Genomic DNA, 14,853 nt, shown 5'->3' on the forward strand with positions numbered 1-14,853 from the left:
CGTCTCGCCCCCGGACGCCCCCAACGCACCCGACCCAGGACGTCAGCCATGACCACCACGACCCCCGTGTCGAGCACCCGCTCGAACGTGCAGGCCGAGCGCCCCACGTTCCGGCAGAGGCTCTCGCGCTTCGATCTGAAGGCGTCGCCGTACCTCTACGTGTCGCCCTTCTTCCTCCTCTTCGCCCTCGTCGGCCTCTTCCCGCTCGCCTACACCGCGTTCGTCTCGGTGCACGAGTGGGACCTGCTCAAGGGTCAGGGCGAGTTCGTCGGCCTCGGCAACTTCGTCGCCATCCTCGCCGACGGGATGTTCTGGAACTCGATCCTCAACACCGTCAGCATCTTCCTGCTCTCGGCGATCCCGCAGCTGCTCGTGGCGATCGTCGTGGCCTACCTGCTCGACCAGGGCCTGCGCGCGCCGACGTTCTGGCGCATGGGCGTCCTGCTCCCGTTCGTGGTGACCCCCGTCGCCGTCGCGCTCATCTTCTCGAGCGTCTTCAACGAGGCCGACGGCCTCGCCAACAATCTCCTCAACCTCATCGGCATCGCCGACCAGCAGTGGAAGCACGATCGCTTCCTCAGCCACCTGGCCGTCGCGATCATGGTGAACTTCCGCTGGACCGGCTACAACGCGCTGATCCTGCTCGCGGCCATGCAGGCCGTGCCGCGCGATCTCTACGAGTCCGCCGCCCTCGACGGCGCCGGCAGCGTCCGCCGCTTCCTCTCCATCACGATCCCCTCGATCCGCCCGACGCTGATCTTCGTGATCATCACCGCGACGATCGGCGGGCTCCAGATCTTCGCCGAGCCCCGACTGCTCGACGTCTCGAACGCGGGCGGCATCGGCGGATCCGACCGCCAGTTCCAGACCACCGTGCTGTTCATGTGGGAGCTCGCGTTCTTCCGGCGCAACTTCGGCGAGGCCTCCGCCGTCGCCTGGCTGCTGTTCCTGCTGATCGTCGGCATCGGCCTGATCAACTTCTTCCTCTCGCGGCGCATCTCCACCGGCGGCGGCGCGCGACCGAACCGCAGGGCCCGCCGCGCCGCAAAGGAGGCCGCCAAGTGAGCCCCATGACCGACAGCACCGTGACGCACGACTCGACACGCGCGATCGTCACCGGAGCGCCCGAGTCGACCGTCGGGCGCCCCCCGCGCCGCCGTGCCAAGGGCGGAGTCGCCGGGCTCGGCAGCCGGCCCGGATTCCTGACCTACGGCCTGCTGAGCGCGTTCCTCATCGGCAGCGCCTACCCGCTGTGGTGGTCGTTCGTGGTGGCGAGCGGCACGAACCAGACGCGCGCCGAGACGCTGCCGCTGCTGCCCGGCGGCAACTTCCTCGCGAACGCCGCGAAGGTCTTCGACGCCATCCCGTTCTGGACCGCCCTGCTGAACTCGGTGCTGGTCTCGGCCATCATCACGATCTCCGTCGTGTGCTTCTCCACACTCGCCGGTTACGCCTTCGCGAAGCTGCGCTTCCGCGGCCGCGACGGGCTGATGGTGTTCGTGATCGCGACCCTCGCGATCCCGACGCAGCTCGGCATCATCCCGCTGTTCATGGTGATGCGGCAGTTCGGCTGGACCGGCACGATCGGCGCCGTGATCGTCCCGACGCTCGTGACGGCGTTCGGCGTGTTCTTCATGCGCCAGTACCTGGTCGACACCATCCCGGACGAGCTGATCGAGGCGGCCCGGATGGACGGTGCGAACCAGTTCCGCACGTTCCTCACGGTCGGCGTCCCCGCCGCACGCCCGGCCATGGCGATCCTGGGGCTGTTCACGTTCATGACCGCGTGGACCGACTACCTCTGGCCGCTGCTCGTGCTGAGCCCCCAGAACCCCACGTTGCAGACCGCGCTCAGCAACCTGCAGTCGGGCTTCTACAAGGACTACTCGATCGTGCTCGCGGGCGCCGTGCTGGCCACGATCCCGCTGCTGATCCTCTTCGTCGTCGCCGGCAAGCAGCTCATCAGCGGAATCATGGCCGGCGCCGTCAAGGGCTGACGCCGCGCCCGTCCGCGACATATCCTGCGCCTGAGACGCGCTACCGAGAGAGACACGTATGACCACTTCGCCCCGCACGTTCCCGTCCGACTTCCTCTTCGGCGCCGCCACCGCCGCCTACCAGATCGAGGGCGCCGCTTTCGAGGACGGCCGCACGGCGTCGATCTGGGACCGGTTCAGCCGGATCCCCGGTGCCGTCATCAACGGCGACACCGGCGATGTCGCGACGGATCACTACCACCGGTACCGCGAGGACGTCGCGCTCATGAAGGAGCTCGGCCTGCAGACGTACCGCTTCTCGACGTCGTGGTCGCGCGTGCGTCCCGACGCCGGTCCGGTCAACCCGAAGGGCATCGACTTCTACAGCCGGCTGGTCGACGAGCTGCTGGGCGCGGGCATCCTGCCCTGGCTGACGCTGCACCACTGGGACATGCCGCAGTCGCTCGAGGAGAAGGGCGGCTGGACGTCGCGCGACACCGTCGACCGCTTCGTCGAATACGCGCTGTCCGTGCACGACGCCCTCGGCGACCGGGTCACGAAGTGGACGACGCACAACGAGCCGTGGTGCTCGTCCTTCCTGTCGTACACCGGCGGTGAGCACGCGCCCGGCCACCAGAGCGTGCGCGAGGGCCTGCTGGCCTCGCACCACCTGCTGCTCTCGCACGGCCGCACCGCGCAGGAGCTGCGCGCCCGCGACGCCTCGCTCGAGATCGGCATCACGCTGAACCTCACGAACGGCGAGCCGGTGGATCCGTCCGATCCGTCCGATCAGGACGCCGCGCGCCGCATCGACGGCCAGTTCAACCGCTGGTTCCTCGAGCCGATCTTCCGCGGCGCGTACCCGGCCGACGTGGTCGAGGACATCCGCGCGGTCGACGCCGACGCCGTGGCCGACTTCGAGGCCGCGGTGCGCGAGGGCGACCTCGCGGTCACCTCGACGCCGATCGACTTCCTGGGCGTGAACTACTACCACGGCGAGTACGTCTCCGGTCACCTGCCCGCGGACCCCGCGCCGACGGGCGAGGCGCCGACCGACTGGCCGAAGGGCTCGCCGTTCCCGGCCATGGACGGCGTGCACTGGGTGGAGCGGGGCCTCGAGCGCACCAACATGAACTGGGAGGTCGACTTCGCCGGCCTCACGGCGCTGCTGAACCGCGTCTCGGACCATTACGCCGCGGCCGCGGGCGTGCCGCTGTACGTCACCGAGAACGGCGCCGCGTACGACGACGTCCTCGTCGACGGCGAGGTGTACGACGTGGAGCGCGCGGAGTTCGTGCGCGGCCACGTGGCCGCCGTGCTCGACGCGATCGACGCGGGCACCGACGTTCGGGGATACTTCTACTGGTCGCTGCTCGACAACTACGAGTGGGCCTGGGGGTACGCCAAGCGCTTCGGCATCGTGCACGTCGACTACGACACGCAGGTGCGCACCGTGAAGACGAGCGGCAGGGAGTACGCCAGGATCATCGCGGCGCGTTCGGTCGAGAGGCCGGGCGCCGAGGCGGTCGACGCCCCGGTCCTCGGCTAGGAGACGGATGGAACACCCCCGCACCACCGCAGGTCGTCAGGAGAGCGCGTCACGGGGTGCGAGCGCGACGACGATCGAGGAGGTCGCGGCGCGCGCCGGGGTCTCCCGCTCGACGGTCTCGCGCGTGCTGGGCGGCGGTGATCGCGTGAGCCCGACGGCGCTCGAGTCGGTGCAGCGCGCGATCGCCGAACTGGACTACGTGCCCAACCGCGCGGCGCGCTCCCTCGCCAGCAGGCAGACGCTCGCGATCGCGCTGGTGGTCCCCGAGGACACGACCCGGTTCTTCGGCGACCCGTTCTTCGCGTCCATCGTGACCGGGATCAACGGTCGGCTGTCGTCGTCCGACTACCTGCTGAACCTGTTCATCGCCTCGGGCGATCCCGGCGACAAGACGACCAACTACCTGATCGGCGGCAACGTCGACGGCGCGCTGATCGTCTCGCACCACGCCTCGAACACGTTCCTCGAGCGGATCCACCGCGCGGTGCCCGTCGTGTTCGGCGGTCGCCCGCTCGTCGCGGATCAGTCGGGCTACTACTTCGTCGACGTCGACAACGTCGAGGGCGGCCGGATCGCGACCCGGTACCTCGTCGAGCGCGGACACCGCCGGATCGCCACGATCACCGGCCCGCTGGACATGCCCGTGGGATCGGACCGGCTGCAGGGCTTCCGCGACGTGCTGCAGGAAGCGGGGCTTGCGCCGGGCCCGGCCGAGAACGGCGACTTCACGGTCGAGGGCGGCGCGGCCGCGATGGCGCGCATCCTCGCCGCCGGCGACCCGCCCGACGCGCTGTTCGTCGCGAGCGACCTGATGGCGCGCGGCGCGCTCGGCCTGCTGCAGGCGCGCGGCATCCGGGTGCCCGAGGACATCGCGCTCGTCGGCTTCGACGACTCGCCGGTTGCGACCGACCTCGCGCCGCGCCTGACGACCGTGCACCAGCCCTCACGCGAGCAGGGCGAGGCCATGACGGACGTGCTGCTGGCGCGCCTCGCGGGTCAGAGGCCGCCGCAGGCGACGATCCTGCAGGCGGAGCTCGTCATCCGCGAGACCGCCTGAAATCTGCCCGTCGTCGAGGGGCGGAGGCGGCCCTCGACGCCGTGCCCCGGCGGCCGATAGCGTGACGACATGCCGTTCGTCTTCTCGCTGCTGGTGCTGGCGTTCTCCGTCGTCACGCTGATCGACATCATCACCCGGCCCGACGGACAGGTGAAGCACCTGTCGAAGATCGCGTGGATCCTCCTGGCCGTCCTGATCCCGATCGTCGGCGGCATCGTCTGGTGGGCGGCGGGCCGCGAGTACCCCGAGCGCCCCGTGCGCGTCTCGGGCGCCGCCTCCCGCCCGGCGCCGAGGGTCCGGATCGTCGACGACCGCCGGATGGACGCCCGCAGCACCGAGCAGCAGCTCGCCGACCTGGAGCGCGAGATCGAGGCCGACCGCCTCCGCGCCGAGATCGCGCGCCGGCGCGCCGAGCGCGGCGAGGCCTGAGCTCAGCGCTCCGCGACGACCTCCGCCTTGAACCCGGAGGCGTTCTCGAGCCAGCCGGCGTAGTGACCCGGCCCGCCGGCGTGCGGATAGCGATCCTGATACAGCGGGGTCCAGCCGTGGTCGGTCGCGTCGGCCACGAGCCGGTCGACCTCGGCGGGCGATCCGCCGCGGAACGCGAGGTGGTTCAGCCCCTCGCGGCGCCGGTCGTGGCCGCCCCGCTGCGACGGCGCCTCGGTGAAGGTGAGGTAGGCGCCGCCGGCGCTCCACGTGAACCCGCCCGGCCACTCGCCGTCGCGCACCCAGCCGAGCCGCTCGAGCAGCCACGCCCACTCCGCCGCGGCCCGCACGGCGGACGCGATCCAGATCTCGACGTGGTGCAGGCCCGCGCTCATCGCGGCCACTTCCTCTCGACCATCCCGTGAGCGTAGCGGCGAATGCGAACCGGCCCGGTTGCGGGAGGCGGCGGAGCAGTGCATGCTGGACATGCCAACCAACTAATTGGTTGGCATGTCCAGGACTCCAGGAGGCCCCATGTACCCCGTCCCCGACCAGACCGGCCGCACCATCGTCGTCACGGGCGCGAACTCCGGCACCGGACGCGAGGCCGCCAAGAGACTCGCGGTCGCCGGCGCGCGCGTCATCCTCGCGGTCCGGAACCCGGACAAGGGCGCGGACGCGCTGCGCGAGATCCTCGCCGCCGAGCCCGACGCCCGCGCCGAGGTGCGGATCCTCGACCTCGCCGATCTCGCCTCGGTCGCCGCCTTCGCCGACGGTCTCGCGCGCGACCTCACCCACCTCGACACGCTCGTGAACAACGCGGGCGTGATGACCACGCCGCAGCGCCTCCAGACCGCCGACGGGCACGAGCTGCAGTGGGGCACGAACTTCCTCGGCCCCTTCGCCCTGACCGCGCATCTCCTGCCGCTTCTGCTCGCCGCTCCCGTGCCGCGCGTGGCGACCATGAGCTCGGGCATGGCGAACCGTGGCCGCATCGACTTCGACGACCTCGACTGGAAGCGCCGCCGCTACAGCACGATCGCGGCCTACGCGGCATCCAAGCTCGCCGACCTCCACCTGGCACGCCACCTCGCGCGGATGTCGGACGAGCGCGGCTGGGGGCTGCGCTCGACGGCGGCGCACCCCGGCTTCACGCGCACCAACCTGCAGACCGCCGGCGCGAGCATCGGCCGCGACCGGCCTCGCTGGACGCCGCTGTCGGGCGGCGTCCCCTTCCTGCCGTCGATGCTCCCGGAGGAGGGCGCGGGATCCATCCTGCTCGCAGCCGCGGATCCGGCGGCGACGCAGGGCGGCTACTACGGCCCGACCGGCAGGATGGGGCTCGTGGGAGACCCGGGGCCGGCGAGGCTGAACGCGCGGATGCGCGACGACGCGACGGCCGCCCGGCTGTGGACCGTCGCCGAGCGGATCACCGGAACGGCCGCCCCGGCCCGCTGACGCGGCCGTCCTAGAGTGAGAGGCATGCCCGATCCGTCGTCCGCCCTCAATCCGACGGCCGAGCGGATCCTCGCCGCGGCGGGGGAGGAGTTCGCGGCGCACGGGCTCGCGGGCGCGCGCGTGGACCGGATCGCGGAGCGCGCCGGTGCGAACAAGCAGCGGATCTACGCGTACTTCGGCAGCAAGGACGAGCTGTTCGACCGGGTGATGGCGGAGCGGATCGGCGAGCTGCTCGACACCGTGCCCTTCGACGCCGAGGACCTGCCGGGGTACGCGGAGCGGCTGTTCGTCTTCACCGTCGAGCGTCAGGACCTCGCGCGGCTGCTGATGTGGCACGTGCTCGAGCGCCCCGGCCGACTGCCGCTGCTCGAGCCCGGCGCCTCGTCCACGGCCGCGAAGGTCGCCGCCCTCGCGGCGGCGCAGGCGTCCCGATCCGACATCGACGGCACCCTGCCGGCCGACCGCCTCCTCGCGCAGGTGCTCGCGGTCGTCCACGGCGCCGCGATGGGCGTGCTCGGCGACGTGGCGGATCCGTCCGCGCTCGTCGCCGACGTGCGCCGCTCGGTCGCCCGCCTCGTCGCGCCCTGACCGCGGGACCGCCGAGGCCCGCCACCGCCTCGCGCAGCCGTCTGGCATGGTCTGCCACCGACACGCGACGCTGGCACGAGGCTATCGATCCGCCTTCGTCAGGTCCTGCGCGAGCATCACGAGGATGCCGCTCGGGCCGCGGAGGTACGTGAGCTTGTAAGCGTCCCGGTAGTTCGCGACGCCGCGCAGCGGGTGGCATCCGTGGCGTGCGGCGATCTCGAGCGCCGTGTCGATGTCGTCGACCGAGAACGCCACGCGGTGCATGCCGATCTCGTTCGGCAGCGTGGGCTCGGTCTCGATCGCGTCGGGATGGAGGTACTCGAACAGCTCGAGCTGCCCGTGGCCGTCGGGTGTCTGCAGCACCGCGATGCGCGCGTGGTTGCCGTCGAGGCCCACGGCGGTGTCGGCCCACTCGCCGCTGACCGTGTCGCGGCCGAGGACCGTGAGCCCGAGGTCGGTGAAGAACGCGATGGCGGCCTCGAGGTCGCGCACGGCGATCCCGACGTTCTCCAGCTTGATGGGCACGGCTCAGCCGGCCTTCGCGTCGATCTCGTCGCGGCGGAGCAGGATGATCCGGTCCACGACGTCGGGCGGGATCGGCCGGTCGACCGAGAAGCGGATCGTGCCCTTCGACAGCGAGAATCCGGCCAGCCGGTCCTCGACCTGGGCGGGAATGGATCCGCTGAACGGGAACAGCGACAGGTGGGTCTTGGACTGCATGGTCGAGAGCAGACCCTTGCCGCGGTGCAGCAGCGCGGGCATGCCATAGCTGATGCCCTGCGTCGCGTCGGGCACGAGCTCGAGCGCGCGGTCGCGGATCGCGGCGAACATCCCGCGCACCGGTTCGTCGAGCGAGGCGAGGTAGTCGTCCACGGTGCCCATGCGGCCATCCTGGCATCCGCGATCCGGCGCCTCCAGACGAGTCGTCGGATCGCGCGCCCGGTCGTCGGACCCGTGATGCGGAAGTGGCTGGTGTGCCGCGCGACGGCACACCAGCCCCTGCGATCCGACGACCGGGCGCCGGCTCCGACGAACGAGCGAATCAGTCCTGCGGGTCGCCGCCGAGCGGGCCGACCGCGGGGATCGGGCCGCCGTCGTCCGCGCCCGTCCTGCGCGCGCGGGCGATCAGGTTGCCGAGGTGGTAGATCACGAGTGCCGCGACCGCGCCGATCACGATCGCGCCCAGCTCGAAGCCGTCCCACTTCATGGTGAATTGCGCGATGCCGATCACGAGCGCGACCGCGGCCGTGTACTGGTTCACCGGGCGCGAGAAGTCCACGCGGTTGTCGACCCAGATCTTGATGCCGATGATGCCGATCAGGCCGTACAGCGCGGTGGTCACGCCGCCGAGCACGCCGCCGGGGATCGAGTTGAAGATCGCGCCGATCTTCGGGGAGAACGCGAGCAGGATCGCGACGAGGCCGGCGACCCAGTACACGGCCGTCGAGTACACGCGGGTCGCGGCCATCACGCCGATGTTCTCGCCGTAGGTCGTCGTGCCCGATCCGCCGCCGAGGCCGGCGAGGGTCGTGGCGGCGCCGTCGGCGATCAGCGCGCGGCCCGTGTGCTGGTTGACCGAGCTGTCGGTCATGGTGGCGACGCCGCGCACGTGGCCGACGTTCTCGGCGACGAGCACCAGCACCACCGGCAGGAACATCGCGATGGCCGACCACGTGCCGGCCGATGCGAAGTCGGGCAGGTGGAACTCGGGCAGGCCGATCCACGCGGCCTCACCCACTGCGGTGAAGTCGAGCTCGCCCGTGATCGCGGCGAACACGTAGCCCACGATGACGCCGAGGAAGATCGAGATCCGGCCGAGGAAGCCCTTGAACAGCACCGCGAACAGGATCACCGCGGCGAGCGTCACGGTGGCCGTGACGGGGGCGCCCGAGAAGCTGGTCCACGCCACGGGCGCGAGGTTGAAGCCGATCAGCGCGACGATGGCGCCGGCCACCACCGGGGGCATGAGCCCGTCGACCCAGCCGAGGCCGGCGAACTGCACGACGAGGCCGACGAGCGCGAGCAGCACGCCGACGGCGACGATGCCCGCGAGCGCGGATCCCATCCCGGCGGAGGCGGTCGCGGCCGTGACGGGGGCGATGAACGCGAAGGAGGAGCCGAGGTAACTGGGCAGGCGATTCTTCGTGACCAGCAGGAACAGCAGCGTTCCGAGGCCGCTGAACAGCAGCGTGGTCGAGACCGGGAAGCCGGTGATGGTCGGCACCAGGAAGGTGGCGCCGAACATGGCGACGACGTGCTGCACGCCCATCGCGATCGTGGCGGGCCAGCTCAGGCGCTCGCTCGGCGCGACGACGGCACCGGGTTCGACGGTGCGGCCGTTGCCGTGGAGGGTCCACAGGGGCATGAGGCTCCTTCGGGGAGGTCGGGAGGGCAATCGATCCACGATACTTCCCCACGGGGTTCGCGCCGCTGAACGGCGCGAGCCCCGCCGGGGTCCTGATGAGTGGGAAGGGCGACCGCTTCGTCGTCACGGGGCTCTATCCGGTCATCGGAGCCCGGGTCTACCGTGATGCCTGCCGGCCATCGGCCGGTGCCGTGTCGCGGGCGAGGGGCCGCAGGGGGCGTCGCGCACGGTCATCAGCACGCAAAGGAGCGTTCGATGAAGACCATGTCCAGGAGGACCGCGGCGCTGGCGCTCGCCGCCGCCGCCGTCCTCGCCCTCACCGCGGGGGCGATGCCCGCAGACCGAGCCGACGACCGACACGGCGGCCGCGGCGGATCCGACCGTCTCACCTCGCAGTCCTGCGCGGCGCTGACCGGCTTCGGCATCGCGGCCAGGAAGATGGACCTGCCCACCCGCGGAGCGGTCGTCGAGACCGCCACGTGGCAGGACGGGTACTGCGCCGTCACCGGCTGGATCCACGCGGTCTCCGCCGAGCAGGACATGCAGTTCCGCGTGAACCTGCCGGCGCGCTGGAACAGCCGCGCGCTGCAATTCGGCGGCGGCGGATTCGATGGCTCGCTGGTGACCGCGACGGGCCTGTACACGGCACAGCCCGCCGATCAGCGCACCGCTCTGCAGCAGGGCTGGGTGACGCTCGGCAGCGACGGCGGCCACCAGGGCGGAGCCGGGTTCGACGGCTCGTTCCAGACCGATCCGGAGCTGCTCATGAACTTCGGCCAGTGGTCGGTGAAGAAGGCGCACGACGCCGCCTGGCCGATCATCCGCAAGGCGTACGGGTCCGAGCCCCGCTGGTCCTACTTCATCGGCGGCTCGCAGGGCGGGCACGAGGCGCTGGACGCCGCCGCCCGCTACCCGAAGGACTACGACGGCGTCGTGGCGAACTACCCCGCGTACAACGTCACGATGATGCACATCGGCGCGGTGAACTTCCGTGACGCGCTGCTCATCGACGGCGGCGCCGGCTGGATGAGCTCCGCGGAGGTGAAGACGCTGACGGACGCCGTCTACGCGACGTGCGACCCGCTGGATCGGGCGGAGGACGGGATCGTCAGCGATGTCGCCGGCTGCGACAGGGCGTTCGACATCCAGACGGTCCGCTGCCCGGGCGGCGCCGACGCCGGCGACGACTGCCTGTCGGATTCGCAGATCGCGGCGGTGGAGAAGATGACCACCGACTACGACCTCGGCATCCAGATCGAGGGCAACAGCATCTTCGCCAGGAGCGCGCTGCTCGAGGGCGCGCTGTACCAGGGCTTCGCGGGGTTCGGAACGGGCCCCTACGCGCAGGGACTGCAGTTCTCGGTGCTCGACGCCACCTCGCGTTACGGCGTCTCGGACGGCGATCCCGCACACGACACGTACACATTCGATCCGGCGGATCACGTCGAGCGGATCCAGGAGCTCGGCGAGATCATGGATGTCACCGACGTCTCGCTGAAGCGCTTCGCGGCCTACGGCGGCAAGGTGATCCTGACGCATGGGACGATCGACGACTTCATCACGCCGCACAACACGGTGCAGTACTACGAGGGCCTGCAGCACGAGTTCGGGCGCAAGCTCGACCGGTTCCTGAAGTTCTACATGGTGCCCGGCTGGGGTCACGGCCAGGGCGTCTTCACGGCGCAGTACGACGCGCTGGGGGCGATCGTGAAATGGGTCGAGCGCGGTGACGATCCCGACCGCCTCGTCGCGCAGGACGGGAACCCGGACGCCGACCGCACCCGGCCGATGTGCGAGTACCCGTCGTGGCCGCAGTACACGGGCCGGGGGTCGGTCGACGACGCGCGCGCGTTCCGCTGCGTCAGGGGCTGACGCGACGCGGACGCTTGCCTCGAATTGACGCCTCCGGACCCCGAGAGACGTCGATTCGGGGCAAGTCGGCGGCGGGCCTCAGGCCGTGAGACGGCCGAGCAGCTCGCGGTAGCGCGCGACCGTGCGGTCGACGATCTCGGCGGGGAGCTCGGGCGGCGTTCCCTGCTTGTCCCAGTTCGCGGCGAGCCAGTCGCGCACGATCTGCTTGTCGAAGCTCGCCATCCGCTCCTTCGGCGTCGTGCCCGTGCGCCAGGCCTCGGCGTCCCAGTAGCGGGAGGAGTCGCTCGTGAGCACCTCGTCGGCCAGGCGCAGCGTGCCCGCCTCGTCCGTGCCGAACTCGAACTTGGTGTCCGCCAGGATCAGCCCGTGCGCCTCGGCCGCCGCGGCCGCGCGGCGGTAGATGCCGAGCGACGCGTCGCGCAGCTGCGCGGCCCGGTCGGCGCCGACGAACTCGACGGTCTTCTCGAACGAGATGTTCTCGTCGTGCTCGCCCATCGGCGCCTTGTACGCCGGAGTGTAGATCGGCTCGGGCAGGCGGTCGCCGTCCTGCAGGCCCTCGGGCAGCGGGATCCCGCACACGGTGCCCTGCTCCCGGTACTCGGCCCAGCCGGACCCGGTGAGATAGCCGCGGACGACGCACTCGATCGGCAGCATGTCGAGCGAGCGGACGATCATGGATCGCCCGGCGACCGGATCCGGGACGCCCTCGCCGGTCAGATGGTTAGGGACCGGCGCGCCGCCGCCGTCGCCGCCCGCGAGCTGATCGAACCACCACAGGCTCAGCGTGGTCAGCAGCTCGCCCTTGCCCGGGATGCCGGGGGACAGGACGTGGTCGAACGCGCTCACGCGGTCGCTCGCGACCACGAGCATCCGCGGGTCGGAGTCATCAGTGGGGCGATACAGGTCGCGCACCTTGCCGGAGTACACGTGCTTCCATCCGGGGATCTCGACTGTCACCGGCCCATCATCCCATCCAGGGACGGCGGGTCGAGCCGCGCGAGGCGCTCGAACAACCCGAACAGGTGCCGACCACCCGAGCAGGCATGCGCGCAGATGTGATCTGAGGGCGCGCAGCCTGCTCGGGCGTCTCGGATCAGTGGCTGTTCAGAACGGCCCAGGCGATGAGGCTGTCGATGCGACGGACGTCCAGCTGAGAAGCGTGGCGGTTTCCATCGTGTGCCTTTCGTGAGCGGGTGCGGTGGGCGCATTCGCGCAGGCCGGATCGGCGCCGGGGTCAGTCGAGGAGGTGCTGCACCGGATACCGGGATCCGGTGCAAGTCGCGCCCCGGGCGCCGGACGCCGAGGCCGGTCGCGGATCGGGATCCGCGACCGGCCCCGCGCTCACTTCAGGGCGAACACCGCCGGATCGGCGAGGAAGTCGAGCACCCCCTTGTACTCGAGGCGCTCGGCGCTCGCGTCGGCGGGGATGTCGAACACCAGCACGCCCTGCAGCGTGTTGCCCGGGTTGATCTCGCCGAACAGCGAGTCATTGCCGTCGATGTAGATGCCGGCGGCGCTGTTGGCCTCGAACTCGCGGTCCTGCGCGTCGTACACCTTGGCGTTCATGTCGCTGAAGGACTCGGCTTCGGTGCCCACGTTCTCGACCGAGACGTGGATCAGCACGAACTGCCCCTGCGCCTTCTCGCCGAGCAGCGTGCCGCCGATCTCCTCGCCGACCTGGGGGACGCCGGGCTCGACCTGCGTGACCGTGATCGACAGGCTGCCGATCTCGGCGGCGGTGCCGATCGGAGTGACGGCCGGAACCTCGTCGGCAGGCGCCTCCTCCTCGTCGGCCGGCGGCTCGGCGGCCTGCTCGTCCTGCTCGGAGGCGGCCTGGTCGGACGAGGCGGGATCGGACGCGGGGGCGTCCGATCCGCCGCCCTTCGGCCAGGCGATCGCGATGATCACCACGATGATCGCCCACAACCACCAGCGCTTGAAGATCGGCTTCTTCCGCTTCTCGGTCTGCGCGTCGGGGGCCGCCGGAGGACCGGCGACCCCCTGATCGTGCTGCGGGGCGGGGGGCTGCGTGCTGTCGAACGACATGTGAGGGCTCCTTGGTGTGTCGTCAGGTGGAGGCGATACCGCGGGATCGCGGAGCCGCCGGGGCCGCACAGGCCCATGGCGACCCCGGCGGTGAACCCAGATTCCGCCGCGTACCGCCCGCTCCGGATCGGCTGAGCGGGCGCACAGCGCTGACCGATCGGACGGAGTCTCCGAGCCGATCGGCCGAGGGGAGTGTCCGCGGCCGGCCCTACTCTCGATCCATGAGCACCGCGACCCCGAGGCCCGTCCGGCCGGCGAAGCCCGGCCGCCTCGCTCAGGTGCTGGCGGGCGGATGGTCGACAGGCGTGTTCGTGATCGGATTCCTGGTCGACTTCTACTGCGCGATGAACGTGCCGGGTGCGGCGGAGTTCGGCGTCACGGCGGGTGAGCGCGTCGTCCAGATCACAGGGCTCGGCGTGATGCTGGGCCTCGTGGCCGGCGTCGCCTGGCTGAGCGTGTACGTCCGCGCGAGCCATCCGCTGGTGACGGCGAGCGCCGGCGCCGTCCTGGCCCTCATCGGCACCTCGTACGTCCTGCTGCTGGTCGGCGCGTACCACTGCGCGCTGCGCTGGCCGCGGCGGCAGTGGGCGATCGGCGGTGCGGCGTCCGGGCTCGTGCTCCTGTTCGTCCTGCGGGAGGTGCTGACCGACTGGGGCGCCGCGCTGCTCTGGACGGGCTCGCAGGACATGGATGGCGCCCCCGGCTTCACCGGCACGGTCGCGCCATGGATCATCGCCGTGCTCGCGCTGGCTCTGGTCGCGGGTCTCGTCGCCTTCCGCCGCACGTCCGCGGACGCGGCGCAGAGCCGGTCCGCCGCCGCGACCGAGCACCTGCGGGCCGAGAGCCTCGGCGAGAAGGTGGCGCGGCAGGCCGAGCGTGAGCGCATCGCGCGGGACCTGCACGACGGTCTCGGTCATCGGCTCTCGTCGGCAGCGCTCACCCTCGGCGTCCTCGAGGCGCAGGCGAACGCGGGCGTCGCGCCCGATCCCGACCGGGCGCGCATCGCGCGCGAACAGGTGCATGCCGCCCTCGAGGACGTGCGCGGCGTCGTCGGCGGTCTGCGCTCGGAGGTGGGCGAGACGCCGCTGACGCCCGCCTCGATCCGGCTCGTCGGCGCGCTCCTCCACGATCTGCGCGCGGCCGGACATCGGATCGACGCGTACGTCATGGTCGAGGGTGCGGACCGCGCCGGCGCCCAGCTGGACGCGTCCGCGTACCGGATCCTGCAGGAGAGCCTGACGAACGCGATCAAGCACGCCCCGGGGGCGCGGGTCTCCGTGACCTTCGACGCCTCACCCGAGCGCGGGGTGCGGATCCGCGTGAGCAATCCGCTGACGGCGAGCGGGGCGGGCGTCCCCGGATCCGGCAGCGGGATCCTCGGCATCCGCGAGCGCGCCGCCGCCGCCGGAGGCGGGGCGTGGATCGGTCCGCACGAGGGCCAGTTCCTCGTCGACGTCAGCCTGCCCTGGGGTGACGCGGTCTGACCCGTGTCCGTGGTCGCCGTTAGGGTGGCGAG

The 14,853-nt window shown here is 71.3% G+C and carries 15 protein-coding genes; 9 read left to right on the forward strand and 6 right to left on the reverse strand.

Annotated elements, in window-relative coordinates; genetic code table 11:
- Window positions 1-48: 48 nt before the first annotated feature.
- The 5 genes from AAD528_RS11470 (at window position 49) to AAD528_RS11490 (ending at window position 5,011) form a co-directional block, all read left to right on the forward strand.
- Entirely contained in the window at window positions 49-1,065 is a 1,017-nt protein-coding gene (locus AAD528_RS11470; RefSeq protein WP_345752212.1) for a carbohydrate ABC transporter permease, read from the forward strand.
- Window positions 1,066-1,070: 5 nt separating this feature from the next.
- Window positions 1,071-1,997, forward strand: a complete 927-nt coding sequence (locus tag AAD528_RS11475) for a carbohydrate ABC transporter permease (RefSeq protein WP_345752292.1) — start codon at window positions 1,071-1,073, stop codon at window positions 1,995-1,997.
- 58 nt (window positions 1,998-2,055) lie between these two features.
- On the forward strand, window positions 2,056-3,525 hold the full coding sequence (locus AAD528_RS11480; RefSeq protein WP_345752213.1) for a glycoside hydrolase family 1 protein: 1,470 nt from the start codon (window positions 2,056-2,058) through the stop codon (window positions 3,523-3,525).
- 7 nt (window positions 3,526-3,532) lie between these two features.
- A complete protein-coding gene (locus tag AAD528_RS11485) occupies window positions 3,533-4,582 on the forward strand; it encodes a LacI family DNA-binding transcriptional regulator (protein ID WP_345752214.1) in 1,050 nt (349 codons plus the stop codon).
- A 69-nt stretch (window positions 4,583-4,651) separates the two neighbouring features.
- The gene (locus tag AAD528_RS11490) at window positions 4,652-5,011 is read left to right on the forward strand and encodes a PLD nuclease N-terminal domain-containing protein (protein WP_345752215.1); all 360 of its coding nucleotides are present in this window, start codon (window positions 4,652-4,654) and stop codon (window positions 5,009-5,011) included.
- Between the two features lie 2 nt (window positions 5,012-5,013).
- On the opposite strand, the gene AAD528_RS11495 is transcribed toward AAD528_RS11490, so the two are convergent.
- Window positions 5,014-5,403 carry a VOC family protein gene (locus tag AAD528_RS11495; RefSeq protein ID WP_345752216.1) on the reverse strand — a complete coding sequence of 130 codons (390 nt, stop codon included), beginning with the start codon at window positions 5,401-5,403 and terminating at the stop codon, window positions 5,014-5,016.
- A 139-nt stretch (window positions 5,404-5,542) separates the two neighbouring features.
- On the opposite strand from AAD528_RS11495, the gene AAD528_RS11500 reads away from it, so the two are divergent.
- Both AAD528_RS11500 and AAD528_RS11505 read left to right on the forward strand, forming a co-directional pair.
- Window positions 5,543-6,466, forward strand: coding sequence for an SDR family oxidoreductase (locus AAD528_RS11500; protein ID WP_345752217.1), 924 nt, complete (start codon window positions 5,543-5,545; stop codon window positions 6,464-6,466).
- Window positions 6,467-6,490: 24 nt separating this feature from the next.
- Window positions 6,491-7,054 (forward strand): TetR/AcrR family transcriptional regulator, encoded by a 564-nt coding sequence (locus tag AAD528_RS11505; RefSeq protein WP_345752218.1) that lies wholly within the window; start codon window positions 6,491-6,493, stop codon window positions 7,052-7,054.
- Window positions 7,055-7,135: 81 nt separating this feature from the next.
- Here the strand turns inward: AAD528_RS11505 and AAD528_RS11510 are convergent, their stop codons facing one another.
- From AAD528_RS11510 to AAD528_RS11520, 3 genes are all read right to left on the reverse strand, one after another.
- Entirely contained in the window at window positions 7,136-7,579 is a 444-nt protein-coding gene (locus tag AAD528_RS11510; RefSeq protein WP_345752219.1) for a VOC family protein, read from the reverse strand.
- Window positions 7,580-7,582: 3 nt separating this feature from the next.
- The gene (locus tag AAD528_RS11515; RefSeq protein ID WP_345752220.1) at window positions 7,583-7,936 is read right to left on the reverse strand and encodes an iron chaperone; all 354 of its coding nucleotides are present in this window, start codon (window positions 7,934-7,936) and stop codon (window positions 7,583-7,585) included.
- 160 nt (window positions 7,937-8,096) lie between these two features.
- Window positions 8,097-9,419 (reverse strand): uracil-xanthine permease family protein, encoded by a 1,323-nt coding sequence (locus AAD528_RS11520; RefSeq protein ID WP_345752221.1) that lies wholly within the window; start codon window positions 9,417-9,419, stop codon window positions 8,097-8,099.
- Between the two features lie 255 nt (window positions 9,420-9,674).
- Here AAD528_RS11520 and AAD528_RS11525 point away from each other — a divergent pair, with 255 nt between their 5' ends.
- Window positions 9,675-11,291 (forward strand): tannase/feruloyl esterase family alpha/beta hydrolase, encoded by a 1,617-nt coding sequence (locus AAD528_RS11525; protein ID WP_345752222.1) that lies wholly within the window; start codon window positions 9,675-9,677, stop codon window positions 11,289-11,291.
- Between the two features lie 78 nt (window positions 11,292-11,369).
- On the opposite strand, the gene AAD528_RS11530 is transcribed toward AAD528_RS11525, so the two are convergent.
- Both AAD528_RS11530 and AAD528_RS11535 read right to left on the reverse strand, forming a co-directional pair.
- Entirely contained in the window at window positions 11,370-12,248 is an 879-nt protein-coding gene (locus AAD528_RS11530; RefSeq protein WP_345752223.1) for a phosphoribosylaminoimidazolesuccinocarboxamide synthase, read from the reverse strand.
- Between the two features lie 384 nt (window positions 12,249-12,632).
- A complete protein-coding gene (locus tag AAD528_RS11535; RefSeq protein WP_345752224.1) occupies window positions 12,633-13,337 on the reverse strand; it encodes a DUF4352 domain-containing protein in 705 nt (234 codons plus the stop codon).
- Between the two features lie 221 nt (window positions 13,338-13,558).
- Here AAD528_RS11535 and AAD528_RS11540 point away from each other — a divergent pair, with 221 nt between their 5' ends.
- Window positions 13,559-14,821: a sensor histidine kinase gene (locus AAD528_RS11540; protein WP_345752225.1), complete on the forward strand. Its 1,263-nt coding sequence runs from the start codon at window positions 13,559-13,561 to the stop codon at window positions 14,819-14,821.
- Window positions 14,822-14,853 lie beyond the last annotated feature (32 nt).

Source organism: Microbacterium rhizophilum (assembly GCF_039605615.1).
Classification (GTDB): Bacteria; Actinomycetota; Actinomycetes; order Actinomycetales; family Microbacteriaceae; genus Microbacterium; species Microbacterium rhizophilus.

Coding starts and splice junctions, on each gene's coding strand:
- AAD528_RS11470 (WP_345752212.1), top strand. CDS start 49: ATGACCACCACGACCCCCGTGTCGAGCACCCGCTCGAACGTGCAGGCC.
- AAD528_RS11475 (WP_345752292.1), top strand. CDS start 1,071: ATGACCGACAGCACCGTGACGCACGACTCGACACGCGCGATCGTCACC.
- AAD528_RS11480 (WP_345752213.1), top strand. CDS start 2,056: ATGACCACTTCGCCCCGCACGTTCCCGTCCGACTTCCTCTTCGGCGCC.
- AAD528_RS11485 (WP_345752214.1), top strand. CDS start 3,533: ATGGAACACCCCCGCACCACCGCAGGTCGTCAGGAGAGCGCGTCACGG.
- AAD528_RS11490 (WP_345752215.1), top strand. CDS start 4,652: ATGCCGTTCGTCTTCTCGCTGCTGGTGCTGGCGTTCTCCGTCGTCACG.
- AAD528_RS11495 (WP_345752216.1), bottom strand. CDS start 5,403: ATGAGCGCGGGCCTGCACCACGTCGAGATCTGGATCGCGTCCGCCGTG.
- AAD528_RS11500 (WP_345752217.1), top strand. CDS start 5,543: ATGTACCCCGTCCCCGACCAGACCGGCCGCACCATCGTCGTCACGGGC.
- AAD528_RS11505 (WP_345752218.1), top strand. CDS start 6,491: ATGCCCGATCCGTCGTCCGCCCTCAATCCGACGGCCGAGCGGATCCTC.
- AAD528_RS11515 (WP_345752220.1), bottom strand. CDS start 7,936: ATGGGCACCGTGGACGACTACCTCGCCTCGCTCGACGAACCGGTGCGC.
- AAD528_RS11520 (WP_345752221.1), bottom strand. CDS start 9,419: ATGCCCCTGTGGACCCTCCACGGCAACGGCCGCACCGTCGAACCCGGT.
- AAD528_RS11525 (WP_345752222.1), top strand. CDS start 9,675: ATGAAGACCATGTCCAGGAGGACCGCGGCGCTGGCGCTCGCCGCCGCC.
- AAD528_RS11535 (WP_345752224.1), bottom strand. CDS start 13,337: ATGTCGTTCGACAGCACGCAGCCCCCCGCCCCGCAGCACGATCAGGGG.
- AAD528_RS11540 (WP_345752225.1), top strand. CDS start 13,559: ATGAGCACCGCGACCCCGAGGCCCGTCCGGCCGGCGAAGCCCGGCCGC.